Here is a 20813-nt window from a genome sequence, read left to right as displayed (position 1 = left end):
GCGACGATGACCGCCACCCGCTGGCTCGCCGAGCACGCGTGGCTGCCCGACCGGCCCGAGCCCACCGCCGACGTGCTGATCGAGGCCGACGGCGGCCGGATCACCGCCATCGCCCCGCTGTCGGCCGACGGCGCGCCCACCGCCGGGGTCGAGGTGCTGGCCGACGCCGTACGGCTGCCCGGGCTCACCCTGCCCGGCCTGGCCAACGCCCACTCGCACGCGTTCCACCGCGCCCTGCGCGGGCGCACCCAGGGCGCGGACGGCGGTCAGGGCGGGCGGGGCGACTTCTGGAGCTGGCGCGACCGGATGTACAAGGTGGCCGCCCGCCTCGACCCGGACGGCTACCTGGCCCTGGCCCGCGCCGCGTACGCCGAGATGGCCCTCGCCGGGATCACCTGCGTCGGCGAGTTCCACTACCTGCACCACGGCCCCGACGGCACCGGCTACGCCGACCCGAACGCGATGGGCGCGGCCCTGATCGAGGCCGCCGCCCAGGCCGGCATCCGGCTCACCCTGCTCGACACGCTCTACCTGACCGCCACCGTCGGCGGCGCGCCGCTCGCCGGGCCGCAGCGGCGCTTCGGCGACGGCGACGTCGACGGGTGGTCCGACCGGCACGACCGGCTGACCGCCGCGCAACGAGGCCGGCCGCACGCCCGGATCGGGGCGGCGCTGCACTCGGTGCGGGCGGTGCCGGCCGACCAGATCGCCCCCTTCGCCGCCCGCAACGCGGGGGTGCCGCTGCACGTGCACCTGTCCGAGCAGCCGGCCGAGAACGACGCCTGCCGGGCCGCGTACGGCTGCACGCCGACCCGGCTGCTGGCCGACCGGGGGGCGCTCACCCCGGCCACGACCGCCGTGCACGCCACCCACCTGACCAGCGCCGACGTGACGCTGCTGGGCGGGGCCCGCGCCGGGGTCTGCCTCTGCCCCACCACCGAGCGGGACCTGGCCGACGGGATCGGGCCGGCGCGGCGGCTCGCCGACGCGGGCGTCGCCCTGAGCCTGGGCAGCGACAGCCACGCCGTCGTCGACCCGTTCGAGGAGGCGCGGGCGGTGGAGCTGGACGAGCGGCTGCGCACCCGCCGCCGGGGGCACTTCGCCCCGGCGGAGCTGCTGGCCGCCGCGACCGCCGCCGGGCACGCCGCGCTGGGCTGGGCCGACGCCGGCCGGCTCGCCGTCGGGGCCCGCGCCGACCTGGTGACCGTGCGCCTGGACACCGCCCGCACCGCCGGGGTGCCGCCGGCCGGCGCGTTCTTCGCGGCGACCGCCGCCGACGTCGCCTCGGTGGTCGTCGACGGCCGGCAGGTGGTCGCCGACGGGCGGCACCTGACCGTGGACGTGCCCGCCGAGCTGCGCGCCGCCATCGGGGCGGTGACCCGGTGATCGGCAGCCTGCTGGTCGACGACATCGGCGAGCTGGTCACCAACGTGGCCGGCACCGGCGACGGCAGCCCGCTGGGCCTGCGCCGCGACGCCGCCGTGCTGATCGAGGACGGCCGGGTCGCCTGGGTCGGGCCGGCGCGCTACGCGCCCGCCGCCGACCGCCGCGTCGACGCGCGGGGCGGCGCGGTCCTGCCGGGCTTCGTGGACAGCCACGCCCACCTGGTCTTCGCCGGGGACCGGGCCGCCGAGTTCGCCGCCCGGATGGCCGGCGAGCCGTACACGGGCGGGGGCATCCGCACCACGGTCGGCGCGACCCGCGCCGCCTCCGACGGCCAGCTGCGGGCCACCGTGCGCCGGCTGGTCGGCGAGGCGCTGCGGCAGGGCACCACCACGATCGAGACCAAGAGCGGGTACGGCCTCACCGTCGCCGAAGAGGCCCGCTCCCTGCGGATCGCCGCCGAGGTGACCGCCGAGACGACGTTCCTCGGCGCGCACGTCGTCCCCGCCGAGTACGCCGGCCGCCCCGACGACTACGTGGGCCTGGTCTGCGGGCCGATGCTCGCCGCCGCCGCGCCGTACGCCCGCTGGGTCGACGTGTTCTGCGAGCGGGGCGCGTTCGACGCCGACCACGCGCGGGCGATCCTCACCGTCGGGCAGGCCGCCGGGCTCGGGGTGCGGCTGCACGCCAACCAGCTCGGCCCCGGCCCGGGGGTGCAGCTCGGCGTCGAGCTGGGCGCGGCCAGCGTCGACCACTGCACCCACCTGTCCGACGCCGACGTCGACGCGCTCGCCGGCTCGGCCACCGTGGCCACCCTGCTGCCGGGGGCGGAGTTCTCCACCCGGTCGCCGTACCCGGACGCGCGGCGGCTGCTCGACGCGGGCGTGACCGTGGCGCTGGCGACGGACTGCAACCCCGGGTCGTCGTACACCTCGTCGATGCCGTTCTGCGTCGCGCTCGCCGTACGCGAGATGCGGATGACCCCGGCGGAGGCCGTGTGGGCCGCGACCGCCGGGGGCGCGCGGGCGCTGCGCCGCGACGACGTCGGGGTGCTGCGGCCCGGCGCGCGGGCCGACCTGATCGTCCTCGACGCCCCGTCCCACCTGCACCTGGCCTACCGGCCCGGTGTCCCCCTGATCCGCCAGGTCCTGCACAACGGAGTGCCGCAATGTCGATCGTGACCGTCCAGCCCACCGGGATCTCCCCCGCCGACGTGCTCGCCGTGGCGCGCGGCGGCGCGCAGGTCGTCCTCGACCCGTCCACCGTGGCGGCGATGGCCACCAGCCGGTCCATCGTGGACGGCATCGAGGCCGCCGGCCGCCCCGTCTACGGCGTCTCCACCGGGTTCGGGGCGCTGGCCAACACGTTCGTCGCGCCCGATCGGCGGGCCGAGTTGCAGCACGCGCTGATCCGCTCGCACGCCGCCGGGGTGGGCGCGCCGATGCCCCGCGAGGTGGTCCGGGCGATGATGCTGCTGCGGGTACGCTCGCTGGCGCTGGGCCGCTCCGGGGTCCGCCCGCTGGTCGCGCAGGCTCTGGTCGACCTGCTCAACGCCAACGTCACCCCGTGGGTGCCGGAGCACGGCTCGCTCGGCGCGTCCGGTGACCTGGCCCCGCTCGCGCACTGCGCGCTGGTGCTGCTCGGCGAGGGCTGGGTGCTCGGCCCGGCCGGCGAACGGCTGCCCGCCGCCGACGCGCTGGACGCGGCCGGGCTGGCCCCGGTCGAGCTCGCCGCGAAGGAGGGGCTCGCGCTGATCAACGGCACCGACGGCATGCTCGGCATGCTGCTGCTGGCGATCCGCGACGCGGCCCACCTGTTCACCCTGGCCGACGTGACGGCCGCGCTGGCCATCGAGGCGATGCTCGGCTCCGAGCGGCCGTTCCTGCCGGAGCTGCACGCGATCCGGCCGCACCCCGGCCAGTCCGTGTCGGCCGCGAACATCCACCGGCTGCTCCAGGACTCCGCCGTGATGGACTCGCACCGCGACGACCTGGCGCACGCCGTGCAGGACGCGTACTCGATGCGCTGCGCGCCGCAGGTCGCCGGGGCGGCCCGCGACACCCTGGACTTCGTGCGCGCGGTGGCCGACCGGGAGCTGGTGTCCGTGGTGGACAACCCCGTCGTGCTGCCCGACGGGCGGGTCGAGTCGACCGGCAACTTCCACGGCGCGCCGCTCGGCTTCGCCGCCGACTTCCTGGCCATCGCCGCCGCCGAGGTCGGGGCGATCGCCGAGCGGCGGGTCGACCGGCTGCTCGACGTCACCCGCAACCGGGACCTGCCGGCGTTCCTCTCCCCCGACGCCGGGGTCAACTCGGGGCTGATGATCGCCCAGTACACGGCCGCCGGGATCGTCGCCGAGAACCGCCGGCTCGCCGCGCCCGCCTCGGTGGACTCGCTGCCGACCAGCGGCATGCAGGAGGACCACGTGTCGATGGGCTGGGCGGCCACCAAGAAGCTGCGCACCGTGCTGGACAACCTGACCAGCCTGCTCGCCGTGGAGCTGCTGGCCGCCGTGCGGGGCCTCCAGCTCCGCGCCCCGCTCACGCCGTCCCCGGCCGGGCGGGCCGCCCTCGCGGCGCTCGGCGGGGCCGCCGGCCAGCCGGGGCCGGACGTCTTCCTCGCCCCGCTGATGGAGGCCGCCCGCGCCGTGGTGGCCGGGCCGGAGCTGCGGGCGGCGATCGAGCGGGAGATCGGCCCGCTGGGCTGAGCGTCGCCGGCCCGGCCCGCCTGGCCGCGCCGTCCCGCCCTCCCCGGCCGTGTCCCCGCCCGGCCGTGCCGTCCTGCCCGGCCCGGCCGGCCTCGCGCCGCGCCGCCTCAGCTCCCGAGCACCGCCACGCCGATCAGCACCGGCACCGCCGCCACGGTGGACAGCAGCACCGCGTCCCGGGCCAGCACCACGCCCCGGTCGTAGCGGACCGCGTAGACGAAGACGTTCTGCGCGGTCGGCAACGCGGCCGTGACCGTGCAGGCCAGCACCGTCGGCTGCGGCAACCCCAGCGCGTGCCGCGCCACGAGGTACGCGACGACGGGCTGGGCCAGGGTCTTCAGCGCGACGGCCAGCCACACGTCCCGCCCGGTGTCCCCGGAGCCGGGCCGGGGCGCGCCGTGCAGCGACAGCCCGTACGACAGCAGGGCGGCGGGCACGGCCATCGCCGCGACCAGCTCCACCGGCCGCAGCACGGGCTCCGGCGGCAGCCAGCCGGTCAGGTTGACGGCCAGGCCCAGGGCGCAGCCCACCGTGACCGGATTGGCCAGCGGCGCGACCACCGACCGGGCCACCGAGCGCCGCCCGCCGACCGCCGTGTCCAGCACGGCGAAGGCGACCGGTGCCATCACGACGAGCTGGAACATGATGACCGGCGCGATGAACGACGCGTCGCCGAGGACGTAGACGGCGACGGGGATGCCGATGTTCGCCGCGTTCACGTACGACGACGTGAGCGCCCCGATCGTGGCCTCCGCCGCCGGACGCCGCCACAGCAGCCGCGCGACCAGCACGAACACCGCCGCCACGACGGTGGTGCCCGCAACCGTGACGACCAGGGCGGCCGAGAAGACCTCGCGCAGGTCGGCGTGGGCGACCGTGTCGAACAGCAGCGCCGGGGTCGCGACGAAGAACGCCACCCGGGACAGCACCGTGGACGCCCCCGGCCCGAGCACGCCGAGGCGGCCCACCAGGTAGCCGACGCCGATGACGGCGCCGATGACGGCGAACCCCGTCAGCACACCAGGCACGTCGCCACCCGGCCGACCGCCGCCCGCCCCGCCGTCAGGCCGCCGGCGGCAGCACCTTCGCGACCAGCTTCGCCAGCTCGCGCAGCGCCTTGCCCCGGTGGCTGACCGCGTCCTTCTCCTGCGGGGTCAGCTCCGCGTTGGTGCGGTCCTGGCCGTCGCCGAGGAAGATCGGATCGTACCCGAAGCCGCCCTCGCCGCGCGGCGCGCGCAGCAGCCGGCCGGCCTGGCGGCCGTCGACCAGGTGCTCCTTGCCGCCGGGCAGCACCAGGGCCACCGTGCAGACGAAGGACGCGCCCCGGTGCTCGTCGGGCAGGTCGGCGATCTGGTCCAGCACCAGCTCCAGGTTGGCCCGGTCGTCGCCGTGCTTGCCGGACCAGCGGGCACTGAACACCCCGGGCATGCCGTTCAGCGCGTCCACGGCGATACCGGAGTCGTCGGCGATGGTCGGCAGCCCGGTGCGCCGGCAGCCCTCCCGCGCCTTGATCAGCGCGTTCTCACCGAAGGTCAGGCCGGTCTCCGGCAGCTCCGGGTATTCCTCGACGTCGTCGAGGCCGAGCAGCGCGACCCGGTGCGCGCCGAGCGCGCCGTCGAGGATCCGCTGCAGCTCGACGAGCTTCTTGCGGTTACGGGTGGCGAGCAGGATCTTCGTCATGACAGTGCCTTTCGCTGGGCCTCGGCCAACTCCGCGCAGCCGGCCACGGCCAGGTCGAGCAGGGCGTCGAGCTGGTCGCGGGCGAAGACGCCGGACTCGCCCGTCCCCTGCACCTCGACGAACTCGCCGGTCCCGGTGCAGACCACGTTCATGTCGACCTCGGCGGCCACGTCCTCGGTGTAGCAGAGGTCCAGCCGGGCCTCGCCCGCGATCACGCCGACGCTGACCGCGGCGACGGAACGGTGCATCACCTTCTCCGGCCTGCCGGCCAGCGCCTTGCGGGCGGCCAGCCAGGTCACCGCGTCGTGCAGCGCCACGTACGCGCCGGTGATGGCCGCGGTGCGGGTGCCGCCGTCGGCCTGGAGCACGTCGCAGTCGAGGACGACGGAGTTCTCGCCCAGGGCCTTGAGGTCGATGGCGGCCCGCAGGCTGCGGCCGATCAGCCGGGAGATCTCGTGGGTGCGCCCGCCGACCTTGCCCCGGACGCTCTCCCGGTCGGAGCGGGTGTTCGTGGCGCGGGGCAGCATCGCGTACTCGGCGGTCACCCAGCCGAGCCCGGAGCCCTTGCGCCAGCGGGGCACCCCCTCCGTGACGCTCGCTGTGCACAGCACCCGCGTCCCGCCGAACTCGACGAGCACGGAGCCCTCCGGGTGGGTGCTCCAGCCCCGGCTCAGGGTCACCGGTCGGAGTTGGTCGGGCCGCCGCCCGTCAGGTCGCGCCATCCCTGCACCCTATGCGGTGCGGCGGACGGGGCCGCCGCGGGTCCCGCCCCGCGCGCTCGCGTCGGCGCACGCCGGATCGACGCGCTGGCCGGCCCAGCGGTCTCGCCGGCCCAGCGGTTAGGAGGGGGCCCCTGTACAACAGAATGCGTTAACAGGGGGCCCTTCCTTGCACCCGCCGGGTCAGACGTCGTAGCAGGCGCCCGCGCGGACCACTTCCAGCGGACCGTCGTACGTCGTGCCGGCCGCCTCGACGGTGAGCGCCTCGCTGCCCCACGCGGCGACCAGGTGGGTCAGCAGCAGCCGCCCCACGCCGGCCTTGGTGGCAGCCTCGCCGGCCTCCCGGCCGGTGAGGTGCAGGTCCGGCGGGTTCTCCACCCCGTCGAGGTAGCTGGCCTCGCAGAGGAAGACGTCGGCGTCCTGGGCCAGCCGCAGCAGCGCCTCGCAGGGCGCCGTGTCGGAGGAGTAGCAGAGCACCCGGCCGTCGTGTTCCAGCCGCACGCCGTACGTCTCGATCGGGTGGTTCATCCGGTCGACGGTGACGGTGAACGGGCCGATCGGGAACGTGCCGGGCTGGAGGCCGTAGAACTGGTAGACGTCCTCGACGGTGCTGTCCTCCTGGCCGTAGGCCAGGGCGAGCCGGTCCGGCGCGCCGGAGGGGGCGTACATGGGCAGGGCCGGGTACGGGCCGTCCGGGGCGTAGCGCCGCACCACCACGTAGGAGGCGGCGTCGAGCATGTGGTCACAGTGCAGGTGGGTGAGGAGGATCGCGTCCGGGGCACGCAGCCCGGCGTAGCGCTGGAGGGTGGAGAGGGCGCCGGAGCCGAAGTCGACCAGGAGCCGGAAACCCTCGGCCTCGACCAGGTAGGCCGAGCACGGGGAGTCGGGTCCGGGAAAGCTCCCGGCACAGCCGAGGACGGTCAGTCTCATGGAGTCGTCCCGCTGTCGCATACCGTAGTCGTCACGTCGGCCGCCGCTCCGTCGATGATCTTTACCGACGCGTACGACACGCTGCGCAGCCTACGCTGACGCACCCCGGGGCAAGAATCATCTGCTGGAAGTTGTCACGAACGTGACACCCCCGGCCCGTCTCCGGGTCAGCGAGACGGACGGGCCGCCGCCGGTCACCCGGTCACGGCCCGTCCGTGTCGTCATCCCGGCCGGCGCCCCGTCGGGCCCGTCGCCGGCCCCCTCGTCACGCCCAGAGCTGCCCTTCCAGGGCCTCCTCGGCGTCGGCGAGGGTGCCGCCGTACGCGCCGGTGCTCAGGTATTTCCAGCCGCCGTCGCAGACCACGAACGCGACGTCGGCGCGGCGGCCGTCGCGGACCGCCTCGTGCGCCACCGCGAGGGCGGCGTGCAGGATCGCACCCGTGGAGAAGCCCGCGAAGATCCCCTCCACCTCGACGAGCTGCCGGGTGCGCAGCACGGCGTCCCGGGTGCCGACGGAGAACCGCCGGGTCAGCACCGTCGCGTCGTAGAGCTCCGGGACGTAGCCCTCGTCGATGTTGCGCAGCCCGTAGACCAGCTCGCCGTAGCGCGGCTCGGCGGCGACGATCTGGATGCCGTCGACCTTCTCCCGCAGGTAGCGACCGGTGCCCATCAGCGTGCCGGTGGTGCCCAGCCCGGCCACGAAGTGCGTGATCGTGGGCAGGTCCTCCAGCAGCTCCGGGCCGGTGGTCTCGAAGTGCGCCCGGGCGTTCGCCTCGTTGCCGTACTGGTAGAGCATCACCCAGTCGGGGTGCTCGGCCGAGATCTGCTTGGCGGTGGCGACGGCCTGGTTCGAGCCGCCGGCGGCCGGCGAGAAAATGATCTCCGCGCCGTACATCCGGAGCAGCTGGACCCGCTCGGTCGAGACGTTCTCCGGCATGACGCAGACCAGCCGGTAGCCCCGCAGCTTGGCCACCATGGCCAGGGAGATGCCGGTGTTGCCGCTGGTCGGCTCCAGGATCGTGTCGCCGGGGCGCAGCCTGCCGTCGGACTCCGCCCGGCGGACCATGAACAGGGCCGCCCGGTCCTTGATGCTGCCGGTCGGGTTCCGGTCCTCCAGCTTCGCCCACAGCCGCACCGGGGGCGCCCCCTCGGGCACCACCGGCGACAGCCGCGGCAGCCCCACCAGGGGCGTGCCACCGCAGGCGTCCAGCAGGCTGTCGTAGCGCGCCATCGCCGGCCGCCTCAGCGGGCGACGGCGTGCGGGGTCACCGGGTGCGAGGCGCTGTGCGAGGCGATCGCCGCGGCGGCGGCGAAGCCGAACGCGCCGCCGGCCACGGCCGGCAGGATGGTGACGCTGTCGCCGTCGTTGAGCTTGGCGTCGAGCGCGCCGAGGAAGCGGACGTCCTCGTCGTTGACGTAGACGTTGACGAACCGGTGCAGCGCGCCGGCGTCGGTGACCAGGCGGGCCCGCAGGCCGCCGTGCCGGGAGTCCAGGTCGGTCAGCAGGTCGCCCAGGGTGTCGCCGGCGCCCTCGACGACCTTCGCGCCGCCGGTGTACGTGCGCAGGATGGTGGGGATGCGAACCTCGATGGCCATGGTGTCGTACTCCTTGTTCGGGTGTGCGGTCTGCACGGTGACGGGAAGAGAAGGAATGTCGCGGGGCCGCTGGGTCAGCGGTCGGAACACTCGTAGTCGACCGTCGCCGGGCTCTGCCCGAACATGTAGGACTGGACGGCGTGCGGGTCCACGGCGGCCTCCACGATCTCCACCGGCTCCTCGGTCACCACGCCGTCGACGATCCGGAAGGACCGGATCTCCTCGGTGTCGGGCTCGCGGGTGGAGACGAGCAGGTAGTGCGCCCCCGGCTCGCCGGCGAAGGCGACGTCGGTGCGGGAGGGGTAGGCCTCCGTGGCGGTGTGCGAGTGGTAGATCACCACCGGCTCCTCGTCACGGTCGTCCATCTCCCGCCACACCCGCAGGTGCTCCATCGAGTCGAACTCGTAGAACGTCATGGAGCGGGCGGCGTTCTCCATCGGGATGTGCCGGGTCGGGGTGTCGCTGCCGGCGGGGCCGGCGACCACGCCGCACGCCTCGTCCGGGTGGTCCCGACGCGCGTGGGCGACGATCGCGTCGATGATCGACCGGTCGATGCTCAGCACGCCGCCCAGCCTAGCCCCTCGCCGACGCCCACAGCGAGGTGGCGCGGGTCACGGTCAGTCGATCATGGCGTTGAGCAGGGATTCCTGGAGATAGCCGAGATAGGCGTAGACCGAAAGCTGGAACACCCGGCTCGACGACGGATCGGCGCCGACCGCCGCGTCCAGCTCCGCGCCCAGGTCCGTGCCGTCCTTGATCTCCAGCCGGACGCCCATCGCGAGGCGGGCGTCGTTGAGGGCCCGCAGCCACGCCTCGGCCGCCTCGGCGTCGAGCTGCACCTCGCCACCGGCGGAGTCGGGCAGCGCGGCGAGGATCGCCCCGGCCTGGTCGATCTTGCCGGTCTTCAGGTCGCCCTCGGTGTACTTGCGGAACTCCGCCGTGCCCGCCGAGTCGTCCGGGTAGACCTCGGGGAAGAGCCGGCCGACCACCGGGTCGGTGTGGTCGAAGCCCTCGGTGAGCAGCCCCACCACCTCGGAGGCCACCTTGCGCAGCACCCGGACCTCGTCCACGGCCAGCGTGGCGACGTATCGTTCGCCCCGGCGACGGAACATGCTCACGACCTCTCCACCGTGGCCCACAGCCCGTACGCGTGCAGCTGCGCCGCGTCGTGCTCCATCCGCTCCCGGGCCCCGCTGGAGACCACCGCCCGCCCCTTGTGGTGCACGTCCAGCATGAGCTTCTCGGCCCTCTCCCGGCTGTAGCCGAACAGCTTCTGGAAGACCCAGGTCACGTACGACATCAGGTTGACCGGGTCGTCCCACACGATCGTCACCCACGGCCGGTCGGAGACCGGCACCTCTTCGGTGTCCGGGGTCTCGACCGGCGCAACCTGCGGAGCCGCCATGCCCCCATCGTGCCACCGGTCGCGGGGAAGCGATGAACCGGAACGCCGGACGGGCCCGGATCGGCCGCCGGAGCGGCGCACCGGGCCGGCCCGGCCTGGCCCCGCCGCCGCGCGCCGGGCCCGCCGTCAGGCGAGCAGGATGCCGTGGTCGAGCGCATCGGCCAGCACCGTGGCGAGCGAGAGCCGGACCGCCTCGAACCGCCGGGACACCTCCCGGGTCAGCTCCAGCTCGACCTCGCGCAGGGCCCGCTGCGCCCAGGCCCGGGCACCGCCCGGGTCGTCGTTGCCGGGGCCGCGCCAGCGCTGCCAGCACCCGCCGGAGAGCCCCACGGCGATCGGCGGGAGCACCTCGGGGCGCTCCGCGCCCGGATAGCCGCGCAGCGCGTCGGACGCGCCGGGGCCGGTCAGCTCCGCCACCCCGGCGGTGCTGGTGACCAGCAGCACCCGGTCGAGGCCCCGGCCCGCCGTGTGGTCGTCGAGCCCGAACCGCACGGCCTCGGCGATCCGCCGCCGTACGCCGTCGGGGACCGGTCCGCCGAGGACCCGCTCGGCGGCGTCGTCGCAGATGGCCCGCACGGCCCGGTCGCACAGGGCGGTGGCGGACAGGGAGAGCACCTCCAGCTCCCGGTCGAGCAGTTGCGGCAGCCCCGCGCACCCGACCCCGAAGACGATCTCCTGCACCACCCGCAGGTGGGTGTCGGCCAACTCCAGGGCGACGTCCTGCCGGATCCGCTGGGCGCAGGAGCGGGCCTGCCGTTCGAGCTGACCGGCCCAGTCGGTCGCCTCCGCGCCGGGCAGGACCGGCACCCGGTCGTGCGCGCCGGGCGGCTCGGGCGGCTGGGCGCTGCACCGGCGCAGTCCCTCGTCGGCGGCCCACCCCACGACGGCCCGGCGCAGCGCCTCGGTGTCGTCGGGACGGGCCGGGTACCACCGCGCCCCGGCCAGCCCGGGCACGGCGGCGAGCAGCGCGGCGCGGTGCGCGGCCACCGCCACCCCGGCCGGATCCACCGCCCCGGCCGACCCGGCCGCCCTGGCCGCCCTGGCCGCCTCGGCCGACCCGGCCGGATCCACCGCCCCGGGCGGACCGGCCGACCCGGGCAGGTCAGGCAGGTCGGGCGACCCGGCGGGCGCCGGCGGATCAGCCGGCCCTGGCGACCCGGCGAGCTCCGGCGGCCCGGCCGACTCCGGCGGCCCGGCCAGCTCCGGCGGCGCGGCCCAGCCCGACAGCCCCGGGGTGACGACGAAGAAGACCTCGACCGGCAGGGCGGCGACCTCGGCCAGCAGGCGCAGCTCGGCGGCGCTGAACGCCTGGTCGGCGGCGATCACGAAGAGCAGCGCCCCGGCCCGGCCGACCGCGTCGAGCAGCAGCCGCCCGCCGGCGAGGCCGAGGGTCCCGGTGTCGGGCGTATCGACCACGGCGAACCGCCGCAGCAGCGGCTCGGCGACGGTCAGCTCGACCCGCCGCGGCGGCCGGGCCAGCGCCGGCCCCGTCGCCGAGCCGTCCGGCGCGTACGCGTGCGGCTGCCGGTAGCCCGGCACGTACGCGGCCCGCGTCGACACCCGGGCGTGGTCGACCAGCAGCCAGCTCCCGGGCGGCACGGCGAGCCGCTCCGGGGCGAGCCCCAGCAGGGCGGCGAGCACGTCGCGGCGCGCGGCGCCGGCCGGGCCGGCGGCGACCACGGCGAGGGGCTCGCCCGCCGACGGCTCGGTGCGCCCGAGTCGGGCGGGCAGCGGGGCGTGGCGCGGCGGGGCGGCGGGGTCGCCCGGTTCGTCGGGCACGGCGACCCCGGGGAGAGGGCCCGGCTTCATCAGCGGCCTCCCGGTGCGGGCGGCCGCGGGGGACCCGGCCGCGTGGATCATCCGGCGGTGGCACCCGGATGCGGGAAGATTACGCCTTTGGGACAGCTCGACCGCGCCGGTCGGATACTCACCGGTAATCGACAGGTTACTCAACTTCGCCGCGTGACGGTGCCCGTACGGAAGGATGGCGGTCGATATGCTGCCCGGATGAGTCGGTGGGACTTCGTCGGCCGCCGCGCCGAGCTCGACCGTCTCCTGGTCGCGGCGACCGGGGCGACGGAACGCGGGCTCTTCCTCAGCGGCTCCGCCGGGGTCGGCAAGAGCCGGCTGCTGCGCGAGGCGCTCGCGGCCGTCCCCGCCGACCGGCACGCCGTCTGGTCGGTCTCGGCCAGCGCCACCACCGCCGCCCTGCCCTTCGGCGGCATGGTCCAGGTGCTCCCCGCCGAGCCGCCGGAGGGGCTCTCCCCCGCCGGCGTGCTGCGCTGGGCGGTGGGCCAGTTGCAGCAGCGGGCCGCCGGGCGGCGCATCGTGCTGGCCGTCGACGACGCGCACCTGCTCGACCCGCCCTCGGCCGCGCTGGTGCACCTGGTGGCCCGCGTCGAGAACACCACGGTGATCGGGACGCTGCGCGACGGCGAGCAACTGCCGCTGCCCGTCCGGGCACTGTGGACCGACGACCTGGTCGACCGCGTGGAGCTGGCCCCACTGGGGCCCGCCGACACCGCCGGGCTGCTCGCCGCCATCCTCGGCGGCCCCGTCGACGCGTGCTCCGCCGACCGGCTGTGGCGGCTCTCCGGCGGCAACCCGCTGCTGCTGCGCGAGCTCGTCATGGGCGCGCCGGCCGACGAGCTGACCCGCACGTACGGCGTCTGGCGGTGGACCGGGCGGCCGGCGCCGGCCCCCAGCCTCACCGACCTCGTCGACACCCGCATCGGGCGGCTCACGCCGGGGGTGCGGGCGGTGCTGGAGCTGGTCGCCTTCGGCGAGCCGCTCGGGCTGCGCCTGCTCGACCAGGCGGTGGAGCCGGCAGACGTGGAGACCGCCGAGGAGCGCGGGCTGATCGCGGTGGAGCCCAACGACCGCCGCACCGACGTGCGGCTGGCGCACCCGCTCTACGGCGAGACGATGCGCCGACGGTGCCCGGTCAGCCGCACCCGCCGCCTACAGGCCCGCCTCGCCGAGCTGCTGGAGGCCGCGGGGACGCGCCGCCGCGACGACCTGCTGCGGGTGGCGGTCTGGCGGCTCGACTCCGGCACCGCGCAGGACCCGGCGCTGCTGCTCGGGGCCGCCGCGCAGGCGTTCGCCCGGTACGACGTACCCCTGGCGACCCGGCTGGCCCGGGCGGCGCTGGACGCCGACGGCGGCTTCGACGCCGCGGAGCTGCTGGCCACCCTCCTGATGTTCGCCGACCGGCCGGAGGAGGCGATCGCGATGCTCGACTCCGTCGCGCAGGACGCGGCGGAGCAGGCGAGGTGCGTGCGGTGGCTGACCGTCCGCGGGATGGTCAGCTACTGGGGGCTCGGCCGGGAGTCCACCGTCGACGAGATCGCGGCGCGCGGCGCGGAGCTGACCGACGCCGCCGGCCGGGCCCGGGTGCACGCCTTCGAGGCGATCATGCGGCTGCACCGGCTCGACACGGCCCGGGCGGTGCGGCTGGCCCAGGCGGTGCTGGACCGCCCGGCCGCCAGCGCGGCCGCCCGGGAGCTGGCCCGCTGCACCCTCGCCCACCTCCAGGCCGCCCAGGGGCAGTTCGCCCGCAGCGGCGCGGCGATCGGGCAGGTGCAGGCCGAGGCGGCCCGCTGGCGCGCCGACATGCCCTACCTCCAGCTCGCGCTGGAGCTGGCCCGGGGCACCCGGCTCGCGCTCGCCGGCGACCTGGCCGGCATCGACGCCATCGTGGCCGACGAGTTCGCCGACCTGGCCGGTGCGGGCGACTTCCGGCTCGGCACCGGCTACCTGGGCATCCTCCGGGCGTACGCGGCGCGGCTGCGCGGCAGCAGCGGCACCGCGCTGAAGACGGCCCTGGAGGCGTGCGCGGTGCTCGCCACCAGCCGGGTGTACGCGGGCCTGGCCCACGCCGAGCGGGCACAGGCGGCGGCGCTGCGGGGCGACGCCGCGCACGCCGCCGAGGCGATGGCCGAGGCGGACCGCACCCACGCCCCCGGGATGGCGGTGCTCTACCCCTGGCTGGAGCAGGCCCGGGGCGCGGTGCTCGCCGCCGGCGGCGACCAGGCCGGCGCGACCAAGCACCTCGCCGCCCTCGCCGACCGGCTCCGCGACGACGGGCTCGCCGGCCACGAGCTGCTCGTCCTGCACGACCTGGTGCGGCTGGACGCCGCCGCCGCGCCCGTGGGGCCGACCTGCACCGACGGCGGCAGGCGGACGGTCGCCCAGCGGCTCGCCGAGCTCTGCGAACGGGTCGACGGCCCGCTGCCGCCCCTGCTGGCCCGGTACGCCCGGGCCGCCGTCGCCGGACCGGCCGACGACCTGCTCGCGGTCGCCGACGGTCTCGCCGCGCTGGACCTGCGGGTCTGGGCCGCCGAGGCGGCCGCGACGGCGGTGCACCGGCTGCGCGGCGGCCGCTCCGGCGCGGCGGTCGCCGCCCACGGGCGCCTCGGCGAGCTGCTCGGGCGGTGTGACCAGGTCGACACCCCCGCGCTGCGGCTCGGGGAGCCCGCCCTGACCGACCGGGAGTGGGAGGTCGCCCGGCTCGCCGCCGAGGGCGTCACCAGCCGCGCCATCGGCGAGCGCCTCTTCCTGTCCAGCCGCACCGTGGACAACCACCTGCACCGGATCTACCACAAGCTCGGCGTGACCGGCCGGGCCGAGCTGCGGTCCGCCCTCCGCTGGCCGTCGGGCTCTCCGGGTTGCCCAGGCTCTGCGGGCCCTGCGGGCTCTCCGGATCGTCCCGGTTCCTCGGGCTCTCCGGGCGACGGCGGCGGGTGGCACTTCCCGGGCGGCGACGGCGGGCGGCCCCGCCCCGGCCCCGACGAGGGGCGATCCTTCCCGGGCCAGGGGGGCGAGCCGGGAAGGTGAACTCTAGGCTGGGCAGGTGAGCACCTTTCGCCCCGCGCTGCTGACCGACCACTACGAGCTGACCATGGTCAGCGCCGCCCTGGCCGACGGCACCGCCGACCGCCCGTGCGTCTTCGAGGTCTTCAGCCGTCGGCTGCCCACCGGCCGCCGCTACGGGGTGGTGGCAGGCACCGCCCGGCTGATCGACATGATCCGCGACTTCCGCTTCTCCGCCGACGAGGTCGACTTCCTGCGCCGCACGGGCGTCGTCGACGACGCCGGCGCGGAGTGGCTGGCCCGCTACCGCTTCACCGGCGACATCGACGGATACGCCGAGGGCGAGCTGTTCTTCCCCGGCTCGCCGATCCTCACCGTCTCCGGCGGCTTCGCCGAGTGCGTCGTGCTGGAGACGCTGGTGCTGTCGGTGCTCAACTACGACTGCGCGGTCGCCGCGGCGGCCGCCCGGATGGTCACCGCCGCCCGGGGCCGCGCGCTGATCGAGATGGGCTCCCGGCGGGCCCACGAGGAGGCGGCCGTCGCCGCGGCGCGGGCGGCCTACCTGGCCGGGTTCCGGTTCACCTCCAACCTGGCCGCCGGCCAGCGCTACGGCATCCCGACCGCCGGCACCGCCGCGCACGCGTTCACCCTGCTGCACGACGACGAGCGGGCCGCGTTCGCCTCGCAGGTCGCCACGCTGGGCAAGGACACCACGCTGCTGGTCGACACGTACGACATCAGCCAGGGCATCCGCAACGCCATCGCGGTGGCCGGTCCGGAGCTGCGGGCCGTCCGGATCGACTCCGGCGACCTCGCGGTGATCGCCCAGCAGTCCCGCGAGCTGCTCGACTCGCTCGGCGCCACCGAGACGAAGATCATCGTCTCCGGCGACCTCGACGAGTACGCCATCGCCGCGCTCGCCGCCGAGCCCGTCGACATGTACGGCGCGGGCACCGCCGTCGTCACCGGCTCCGGCGCGCCCACCGCCGGGCTGGTCTACAAGCTGGTCGAGGTGGCCGGGCGGCCGGTGGTCAAGCGCTCCGAGCACAAGGCCACCATCGGCGGCCGGAAGGTCGCGGTACGCCGGCACAAGCCCACCGGCACGGCGACCGAGGAGATCATCGTGCCGCAGGGCGTGCCCGACCGGCAGCCGCACGACCGGCTGCTCCAGCGGACGTACGTGGCCGGCGGCGAGCCGGTCGAGCCGCCGACGCTTGACGAGTCGCGGGAACACCTGCGGCAGTGCCTCATCTCGATCCCGTGGGAGGGCCTCAAGCTCTCCGCCGGCGACCCGGCGGTCCCGGTGACCGTCGTCCCCGCCGGCTGACCCGACCGACCCCCGACCCCCGTCGCCCCGCACCGCGAAGGAGCACCCCTGGCATGGCGAACGCGCTGATCATCGTCGACGTGCAGAACGACTTCTGCGAGGGCGGCTCCCTCGCGGTGGCCGGCGGCGCCGGCGTCGCGGCGGGGATCTCCCGGCTGCTCGCCGCCGAGCCCGACCGCTGGGACCACGTGGTGGCGACGAAGGACTACCACGTCGACCCGGGCGCGCACTTCGGCAACCCGCCCGACTACGTCGACTCCTGGCCCGCCCACTGCGTCGTCGGCACGCCCGGCTCGGAGTTCCACCCCGAGCTGGCCACCGGCCGGATCGAGGCGATCTTCCACAAGGGCGAGCACGCGGCGGCATACTCCGGCTTCGAGGGGCACGCCGCCGACGGCGAGCACCTCGCCGACTGGCTGCGCGCCCGCGGGGTCGACCGGGTCGACGTGGTCGGCGTCGCCACCGACCACTGCGTACGGGCCACCGCCCTGGACGCCGCCCGGGAGGGGTTCGCCACGACCGTCCTGCTCGACCTCACCGCCGCCGTGGCGCCCGAGACGCTGGACGTGGCCCTGCGGGCGATGGAGGGGGCGGGGGTGGCGATGACCGGCACGCCGGTGGTCGGAGCCGCCTGAGCGGGTAAACCGCTGGCGCGTGTCACACCCCCGGTCGAGGATGTCGGGCGGAGGTGTCCCACCGTCGTGAACATGTCGCCCTACCGGCAGGCGCTCGCCCTGCCCGGCCTTCGGTCGCTGCTGCTGGTCTCCGTGCTCGCCCGCGTCCCGCTCACCGCGACCGGGGTGACCATCACCTTCCACGTGGTGCTGGACCTCGGCCGGGGCTACGGCGCGGCCGGTCTGGTCGGGGCGGCGATGACCGTCGGCGCGGCACTCGGCGGCCCGCTGCTCGGGCGGCTCGTCGACCGGCGCGGCCTGCGCCCGGTGCTCGTGCTGACCACCGCCGCCGAGGCGGTCTTCTGGTCCACCGCGCCGGCACTGCCGTACCCGGTGCTGTTGCCGGCCGCGTTCGTCGCCGGCCTGCTCGCCCTGCCGATCTTCTCGGTGATCCGGCAGTCCATCGCCGCGCTCGCGCCGCCCGAGCACCGCCGCCCGGCGTACGCGCTGGACTCGATGTCGGTGGAGCTGTCGTTCATGGTCGGCCCCGCCCTCGCCGTGGCGATGTCCACCGCCGTGTCCGCCCGGGTCACCCTCTACGCGGTCGGCGCGGGCATCGTCGCCGCCGGCGTCGCCCTCTGGCTGCTCGACCCGCCCACCCGCGCCGCCGACGAGCCCGCCCCGCAGCGGCGTCGGGTGCCCCGCCGGGAGTGGCTGACCCGCCGGATGGTCGCCGTCCTCGCCGTGAGCCTCGCCACGACCCTCGTGCTCGGCGGCACCGACGTCGCGGTCGTCGCCGTGCTGCGCGCCGGCGGCGAGGTCGGCTGGACCGGGGTGGTGCTCGCCGCGTGGGCGGTCGCGTCGCTGGTCGGCGGCTTCGCCTACGGCGCGGTCAGCCGCCCGGTCTCGCCCCTGGCCCTGGTCACCGTGCTCAGCCTGTGCACCATCCCCGTCGGGCTCGGTGGCGCGCACTGGTGGCTGCTCTGCCTGGCCCTCGTCCCGGCCGGGATGCTCTGCGCGCCGACGCTCGCCGCGACGGCCGACACGGTCAGCCGGCTCGTCCCGGCCGAGGTGCGGGGCGAGGCGATGGGCCTGCACGGCTCGGCGGTGACCGTCGGCATCGCCCTCGGCGCGCCGCTCGCCGGCGCGGTCATCGACGCCTCCGCCCCGCCATGGGGCTTCGTGGTCACCGGCGCGATCGGGCTGCTGGTCGCCGCCGCCGTGCTCCCCGCCGAGCTGCTCCGCCGCACCACCCCGACGGCGGCCACCCCGACCCGGGCCGCTCCGACCGGGGCCGCTCCGACCGGGGGAACCCCGGCGTCCGCGGCGGACCCGGTCCCGCCGCTGTCGGCCGAACCGGTTCCCGGGTCGCCGGGCCCTGCTGCGCCGGCCTCCGCCACCACCGGCGTAACCGGTTGACCCGCTGTGCACGGCGTGCACGGTGGGGGCCGGGGCCGACCGTGCCCGGCTCCGGGCGGTCAGGCTTGATCCCTCCGCCGGGCACGGTCGGCCCCGGCCGTCGTTGGTCGCCCGAGTCGCGGGCCGCGAAGGCCAGTCGGCCGCCGCCCCGCACCTGGTCGCCCCGCCATGTCGGCGACATCGGGGTTTCCCACCCCCTCCGACCCCGCCATGTCGCCGACATCGCGAACGCCCCGACCGGGCAAGCTGGCCCAACCGGGCGGGCTGGCCCGGGGCGGCGACTCAGACGGGCCCGTACGGCGACGGGCGCCGCGCCCCGGGGGTGGGGTGCGGCGCCCGTCGTACGGGTTGACCGGCGGCTCAGCGCTGGTCGACGTTGCCCGCCTTGTCCTCCTGGTAGCTGGCACCGTCGTCGGACTCGCTGGTCAGCGGCTTCGAGCCGCCCTCGGGCGGGCCGGCGAGGCTCTGGCCGGCGGCCAGCTCGGGGAACTTCGCGTCGAACGCGGGGCGCTCGGAGCGGATCCGGGGCATCCGGTCGAAGTTGCGCAGCGGGGGCGGCGAGCTGGTCGCCCACTCCAGCGAGTTGCCGTGGCCCCACGGGTCGTCGACCTCGACCACCGGGCCGGTCTTGTACGACTTCCAGCAGTTCCAGATGAACGGCAGGGTCGAGATGCCGGTGATGAACGCCCCGACCGTGGAGACCGTGTTGAGGAAGGTGAAGCCGTCGCCGGGCAGGTAGTCGACGTACCGGCGGGGCATGCCCTCGTTGCCCAGCCAGTGCTGCACCAGGAACGTGGTGTGGAAGCCGATCATGGTCAGCCAGAAGTGGATCTTGCCGAGCCGCTCGTCGAGCATCCGGCCGAACATCTTCGGGAACCAGAAGTAGATGCCGGCGAAGACGGCGAACACGATGGTGCCGAACAGCACGTAGTGGAAGTGCGCCACCACGAAGTACGAGTCGTGCACGTGGAAGTCCAGCGGCGGGCTGGCCAGGATCACGCCGGTGAGGCCGCCGAAGAGGAAGGTCACCAGGAAGCCGATGGCGAAGAGCATCGGCGTCTCGAAGGTGATCTGGCCCCGCCACATGGTGCCGATCCAGTTGAAGAACTTCATGCCGGTCGGCACGGCGATCAGGTAGCTCAGGAAGCTGAAGAACGGCAGCAGCACCTGGCCGGTGGAGAACATGTGGTGCGCCCAGACGCTCATCGACAGCGCGGCGATGGCGATGGTCGCGGCGACCAGCCCCTTGTAGCCGAAGATCGGCTTGCGGGAGAAGACCGGGATGACCTCGGTGATGATGCCGAAGAACGGCAGCGCGATGATGTACACCTCGGGGTGGCCGAAGAACCAGAAGAGGTGCTGCCACAGCATCGGGCCGCCGGTGGCCGGGTCGTAGACGTGCGCGCCGAGCAGCCGGTCCGCGGCGAGCGCGAAGAGCGCGGCGGCCAGCAGCGGGAAGATCAGGATCGCCAGCAGGCTGGTGACCAGCATGTTCCAGGTGAAGATCGGCATCCGGAACATCGTCATGCCGGGGGCGCGCAGGGTCAGGATCGTGGTGATCAGGTTGACCGCGCCGAGGATGGTGCCCAGACCGGAGATGGCCAGGCCGACGACCCACATGTTCGCGCCGACGCCCGGCGAGTGCTCGGCGGTGCTCAGCGGGGTGTACGCGGTCCAGCCGAAGTCGGCCGCGCCGCCCGGGGTGAGGAAACCGGCGGTCGCCATCGTGCCGCCGAACAGGTAGAGCCAGTACGCGAAGGAGTTCAGCCGGGGGAACGACACGTCCGGGGCGCCGATCTGCAGCGGCACCACGTAGTTCGCGAAGGCGAACACGATCGGCGTCGCGAAGAACAGCAGCATGATCGTGCCGTGCATCGTGAACAGCTGGTTGTACTGCTCCGGCGACAGGAACTGCAGCCCCGGGCGGGCCAGCTCGGCCCGCATGATCAGCGCCATCAGGCCACCGATCATGAAGAACGCGAACGCGGTGACCATGTACATGATCCCGATCTGCTTCGCGTCCGTGGTGCGCAGCAGCCGCGCGATTGCCGACCCCTTGACCGGCTCTCGGACCGGCCAGGGCCGGGTCACGACCGGCTTGGGTGCGACGGTGGTCACGAGTGGCCTCCGGTTCTGGGTTGTCCCGCTCGGCACGCCCTGGTTATCTGCGAGCCGTCATCCGCAAGGAGGATAGTCCCCGGCAGGTGGGGGTGCCGCGTGG

18 protein-coding genes are annotated in these 20813 nt (G+C 75.4%); 7 read left to right on the top strand and 11 right to left on the bottom strand.

Annotated elements, in window-relative coordinates; genetic code table 11:
• Positions 1 to 6: 6 nt before the first annotated feature.
• The 3 genes from O7633_RS27320 to hutH are packed head-to-tail and all read left to right on the top strand — an operon-like array spanning position 7 to position 4090.
• Complete coding sequence (locus tag O7633_RS27320) at positions 7 to 1386, top strand: formimidoylglutamate deiminase (RefSeq protein WP_282324441.1); 1380 nt, start codon at positions 7 to 9, stop codon at positions 1384 to 1386.
• Positions 1386 to 2564 (top strand): imidazolonepropionase, encoded by a 1179-nt coding sequence (hutI, locus tag O7633_RS27315; protein WP_282328658.1) that lies wholly within the window; start codon positions 1386 to 1388, stop codon positions 2562 to 2564. Before O7633_RS27320 ends, hutI begins: the two co-directional genes overlap by 1 nt.
• On the top strand, positions 2552 to 4090 hold the full coding sequence (gene hutH, locus O7633_RS27310; RefSeq protein ID WP_282324440.1) for a histidine ammonia-lyase: 1539 nt from the start codon (positions 2552 to 2554) through the stop codon (positions 4088 to 4090). The genes hutI and hutH overlap by 13 nt, the downstream gene beginning before the upstream one ends.
• Positions 4091 to 4197: 107 nt before the next feature.
• Here the strand turns inward: hutH and O7633_RS27305 are convergent, their stop codons facing one another.
• From O7633_RS27305 to O7633_RS27260, 10 genes are all read right to left on the bottom strand, one after another.
• A complete protein-coding gene (locus tag O7633_RS27305) occupies positions 4198 to 5118 on the bottom strand; it encodes an AEC family transporter (RefSeq protein ID WP_278132660.1) in 921 nt (306 codons plus the stop codon).
• Positions 5119 to 5152: 34 nt separating this feature from the next.
• Complete coding sequence (gene rdgB / locus O7633_RS27300) at positions 5153 to 5770, bottom strand: RdgB/HAM1 family non-canonical purine NTP pyrophosphatase (protein ID WP_282324438.1); 618 nt, start codon at positions 5768 to 5770, stop codon at positions 5153 to 5155.
• The gene (gene rph, locus O7633_RS27295) at positions 5767 to 6492 is read right to left on the bottom strand and encodes a ribonuclease PH (protein WP_282324437.1); all 726 of its coding nucleotides are present in this window, start codon (positions 6490 to 6492) and stop codon (positions 5767 to 5769) included. Before rph ends, rdgB begins: the two co-directional genes overlap by 4 nt.
• Positions 6493 to 6672: 180 nt before the next feature.
• Entirely contained in the window at positions 6673 to 7419 is a 747-nt protein-coding gene (locus O7633_RS27290; RefSeq protein WP_278132655.1) for an MBL fold metallo-hydrolase, read from the bottom strand.
• A 265-nt stretch (positions 7420 to 7684) separates the two neighbouring features.
• On the bottom strand, positions 7685 to 8650 hold the full coding sequence (locus tag O7633_RS27285; RefSeq protein WP_178063660.1) for a pyridoxal-phosphate dependent enzyme: 966 nt from the start codon (positions 8648 to 8650) through the stop codon (positions 7685 to 7687).
• An 11-nt stretch (positions 8651 to 8661) separates the two neighbouring features.
• Positions 8662 to 9015 carry a MoaD family protein gene (locus O7633_RS27280; RefSeq protein ID WP_074474019.1) on the bottom strand — a complete coding sequence of 118 codons (354 nt, stop codon included), beginning with the start codon at positions 9013 to 9015 and terminating at the stop codon, positions 8662 to 8664.
• 74 nt (positions 9016 to 9089) lie between these two features.
• Complete coding sequence (locus O7633_RS27275; protein WP_282324436.1) at positions 9090 to 9578, bottom strand: M67 family metallopeptidase; 489 nt, start codon at positions 9576 to 9578, stop codon at positions 9090 to 9092.
• 54 nt (positions 9579 to 9632) lie between these two features.
• Positions 9633 to 10127, bottom strand: coding sequence for a DUF2017 domain-containing protein (locus O7633_RS27270; RefSeq protein WP_176734816.1), 495 nt, complete (start codon positions 10125 to 10127; stop codon positions 9633 to 9635).
• A gap of 2 nt (positions 10128 to 10129) precedes the next feature.
• Positions 10130 to 10420 (bottom strand): ATP-dependent Clp protease adapter ClpS, encoded by a 291-nt coding sequence (clpS, locus tag O7633_RS27265; protein WP_043962170.1) that lies wholly within the window; start codon positions 10418 to 10420, stop codon positions 10130 to 10132.
• A 126-nt stretch (positions 10421 to 10546) separates the two neighbouring features.
• The gene (locus tag O7633_RS27260) at positions 10547 to 12229 is read right to left on the bottom strand and encodes a hypothetical protein (protein WP_282324435.1); all 1683 of its coding nucleotides are present in this window, start codon (positions 12227 to 12229) and stop codon (positions 10547 to 10549) included.
• Positions 12230 to 12427: 198 nt separating this feature from the next.
• Between O7633_RS27260 and O7633_RS27255 the strand changes: the two genes are divergently transcribed.
• From O7633_RS27255 to O7633_RS27240, 4 genes are all read left to right on the top strand, one after another.
• Positions 12428 to 15256: a LuxR family transcriptional regulator gene (locus O7633_RS27255; protein WP_282324434.1), complete on the top strand. Its 2829-nt coding sequence runs from the start codon at positions 12428 to 12430 to the stop codon at positions 15254 to 15256.
• A 16-nt stretch (positions 15257 to 15272) separates the two neighbouring features.
• On the top strand, positions 15273 to 16559 hold the full coding sequence (locus O7633_RS27250) for a nicotinate phosphoribosyltransferase (protein WP_178063658.1): 1287 nt from the start codon (positions 15273 to 15275) through the stop codon (positions 16557 to 16559).
• A gap of 53 nt (positions 16560 to 16612) precedes the next feature.
• Positions 16613 to 17194: an isochorismatase family protein gene (locus tag O7633_RS27245; RefSeq protein WP_074473641.1), complete on the top strand. Its 582-nt coding sequence runs from the start codon at positions 16613 to 16615 to the stop codon at positions 17192 to 17194.
• Positions 17195 to 17266: 72 nt separating this feature from the next.
• A complete protein-coding gene (locus O7633_RS27240; protein ID WP_282328657.1) occupies positions 17267 to 18592 on the top strand; it encodes an MFS transporter in 1326 nt (441 codons plus the stop codon).
• A 360-nt stretch (positions 18593 to 18952) separates the two neighbouring features.
• On the opposite strand, the gene ctaD is transcribed toward O7633_RS27240, so the two are convergent.
• The gene (gene ctaD, locus O7633_RS27235) at positions 18953 to 20710 is read right to left on the bottom strand and encodes a cytochrome c oxidase subunit I (protein ID WP_282324432.1); all 1758 of its coding nucleotides are present in this window, start codon (positions 20708 to 20710) and stop codon (positions 18953 to 18955) included.
• Positions 20711 to 20813 lie beyond the last annotated feature (103 nt).

Origin of the sequence: Micromonospora sp. WMMD712, assembly GCF_029581295.1 — a bacterium.
In the GTDB taxonomy this organism is placed as follows: Bacteria; Actinomycetota; Actinomycetes; order Mycobacteriales; family Micromonosporaceae; genus Micromonospora; species Micromonospora carbonacea.
This window is presented reverse-complemented; position numbering and strand designations above follow the sequence as displayed.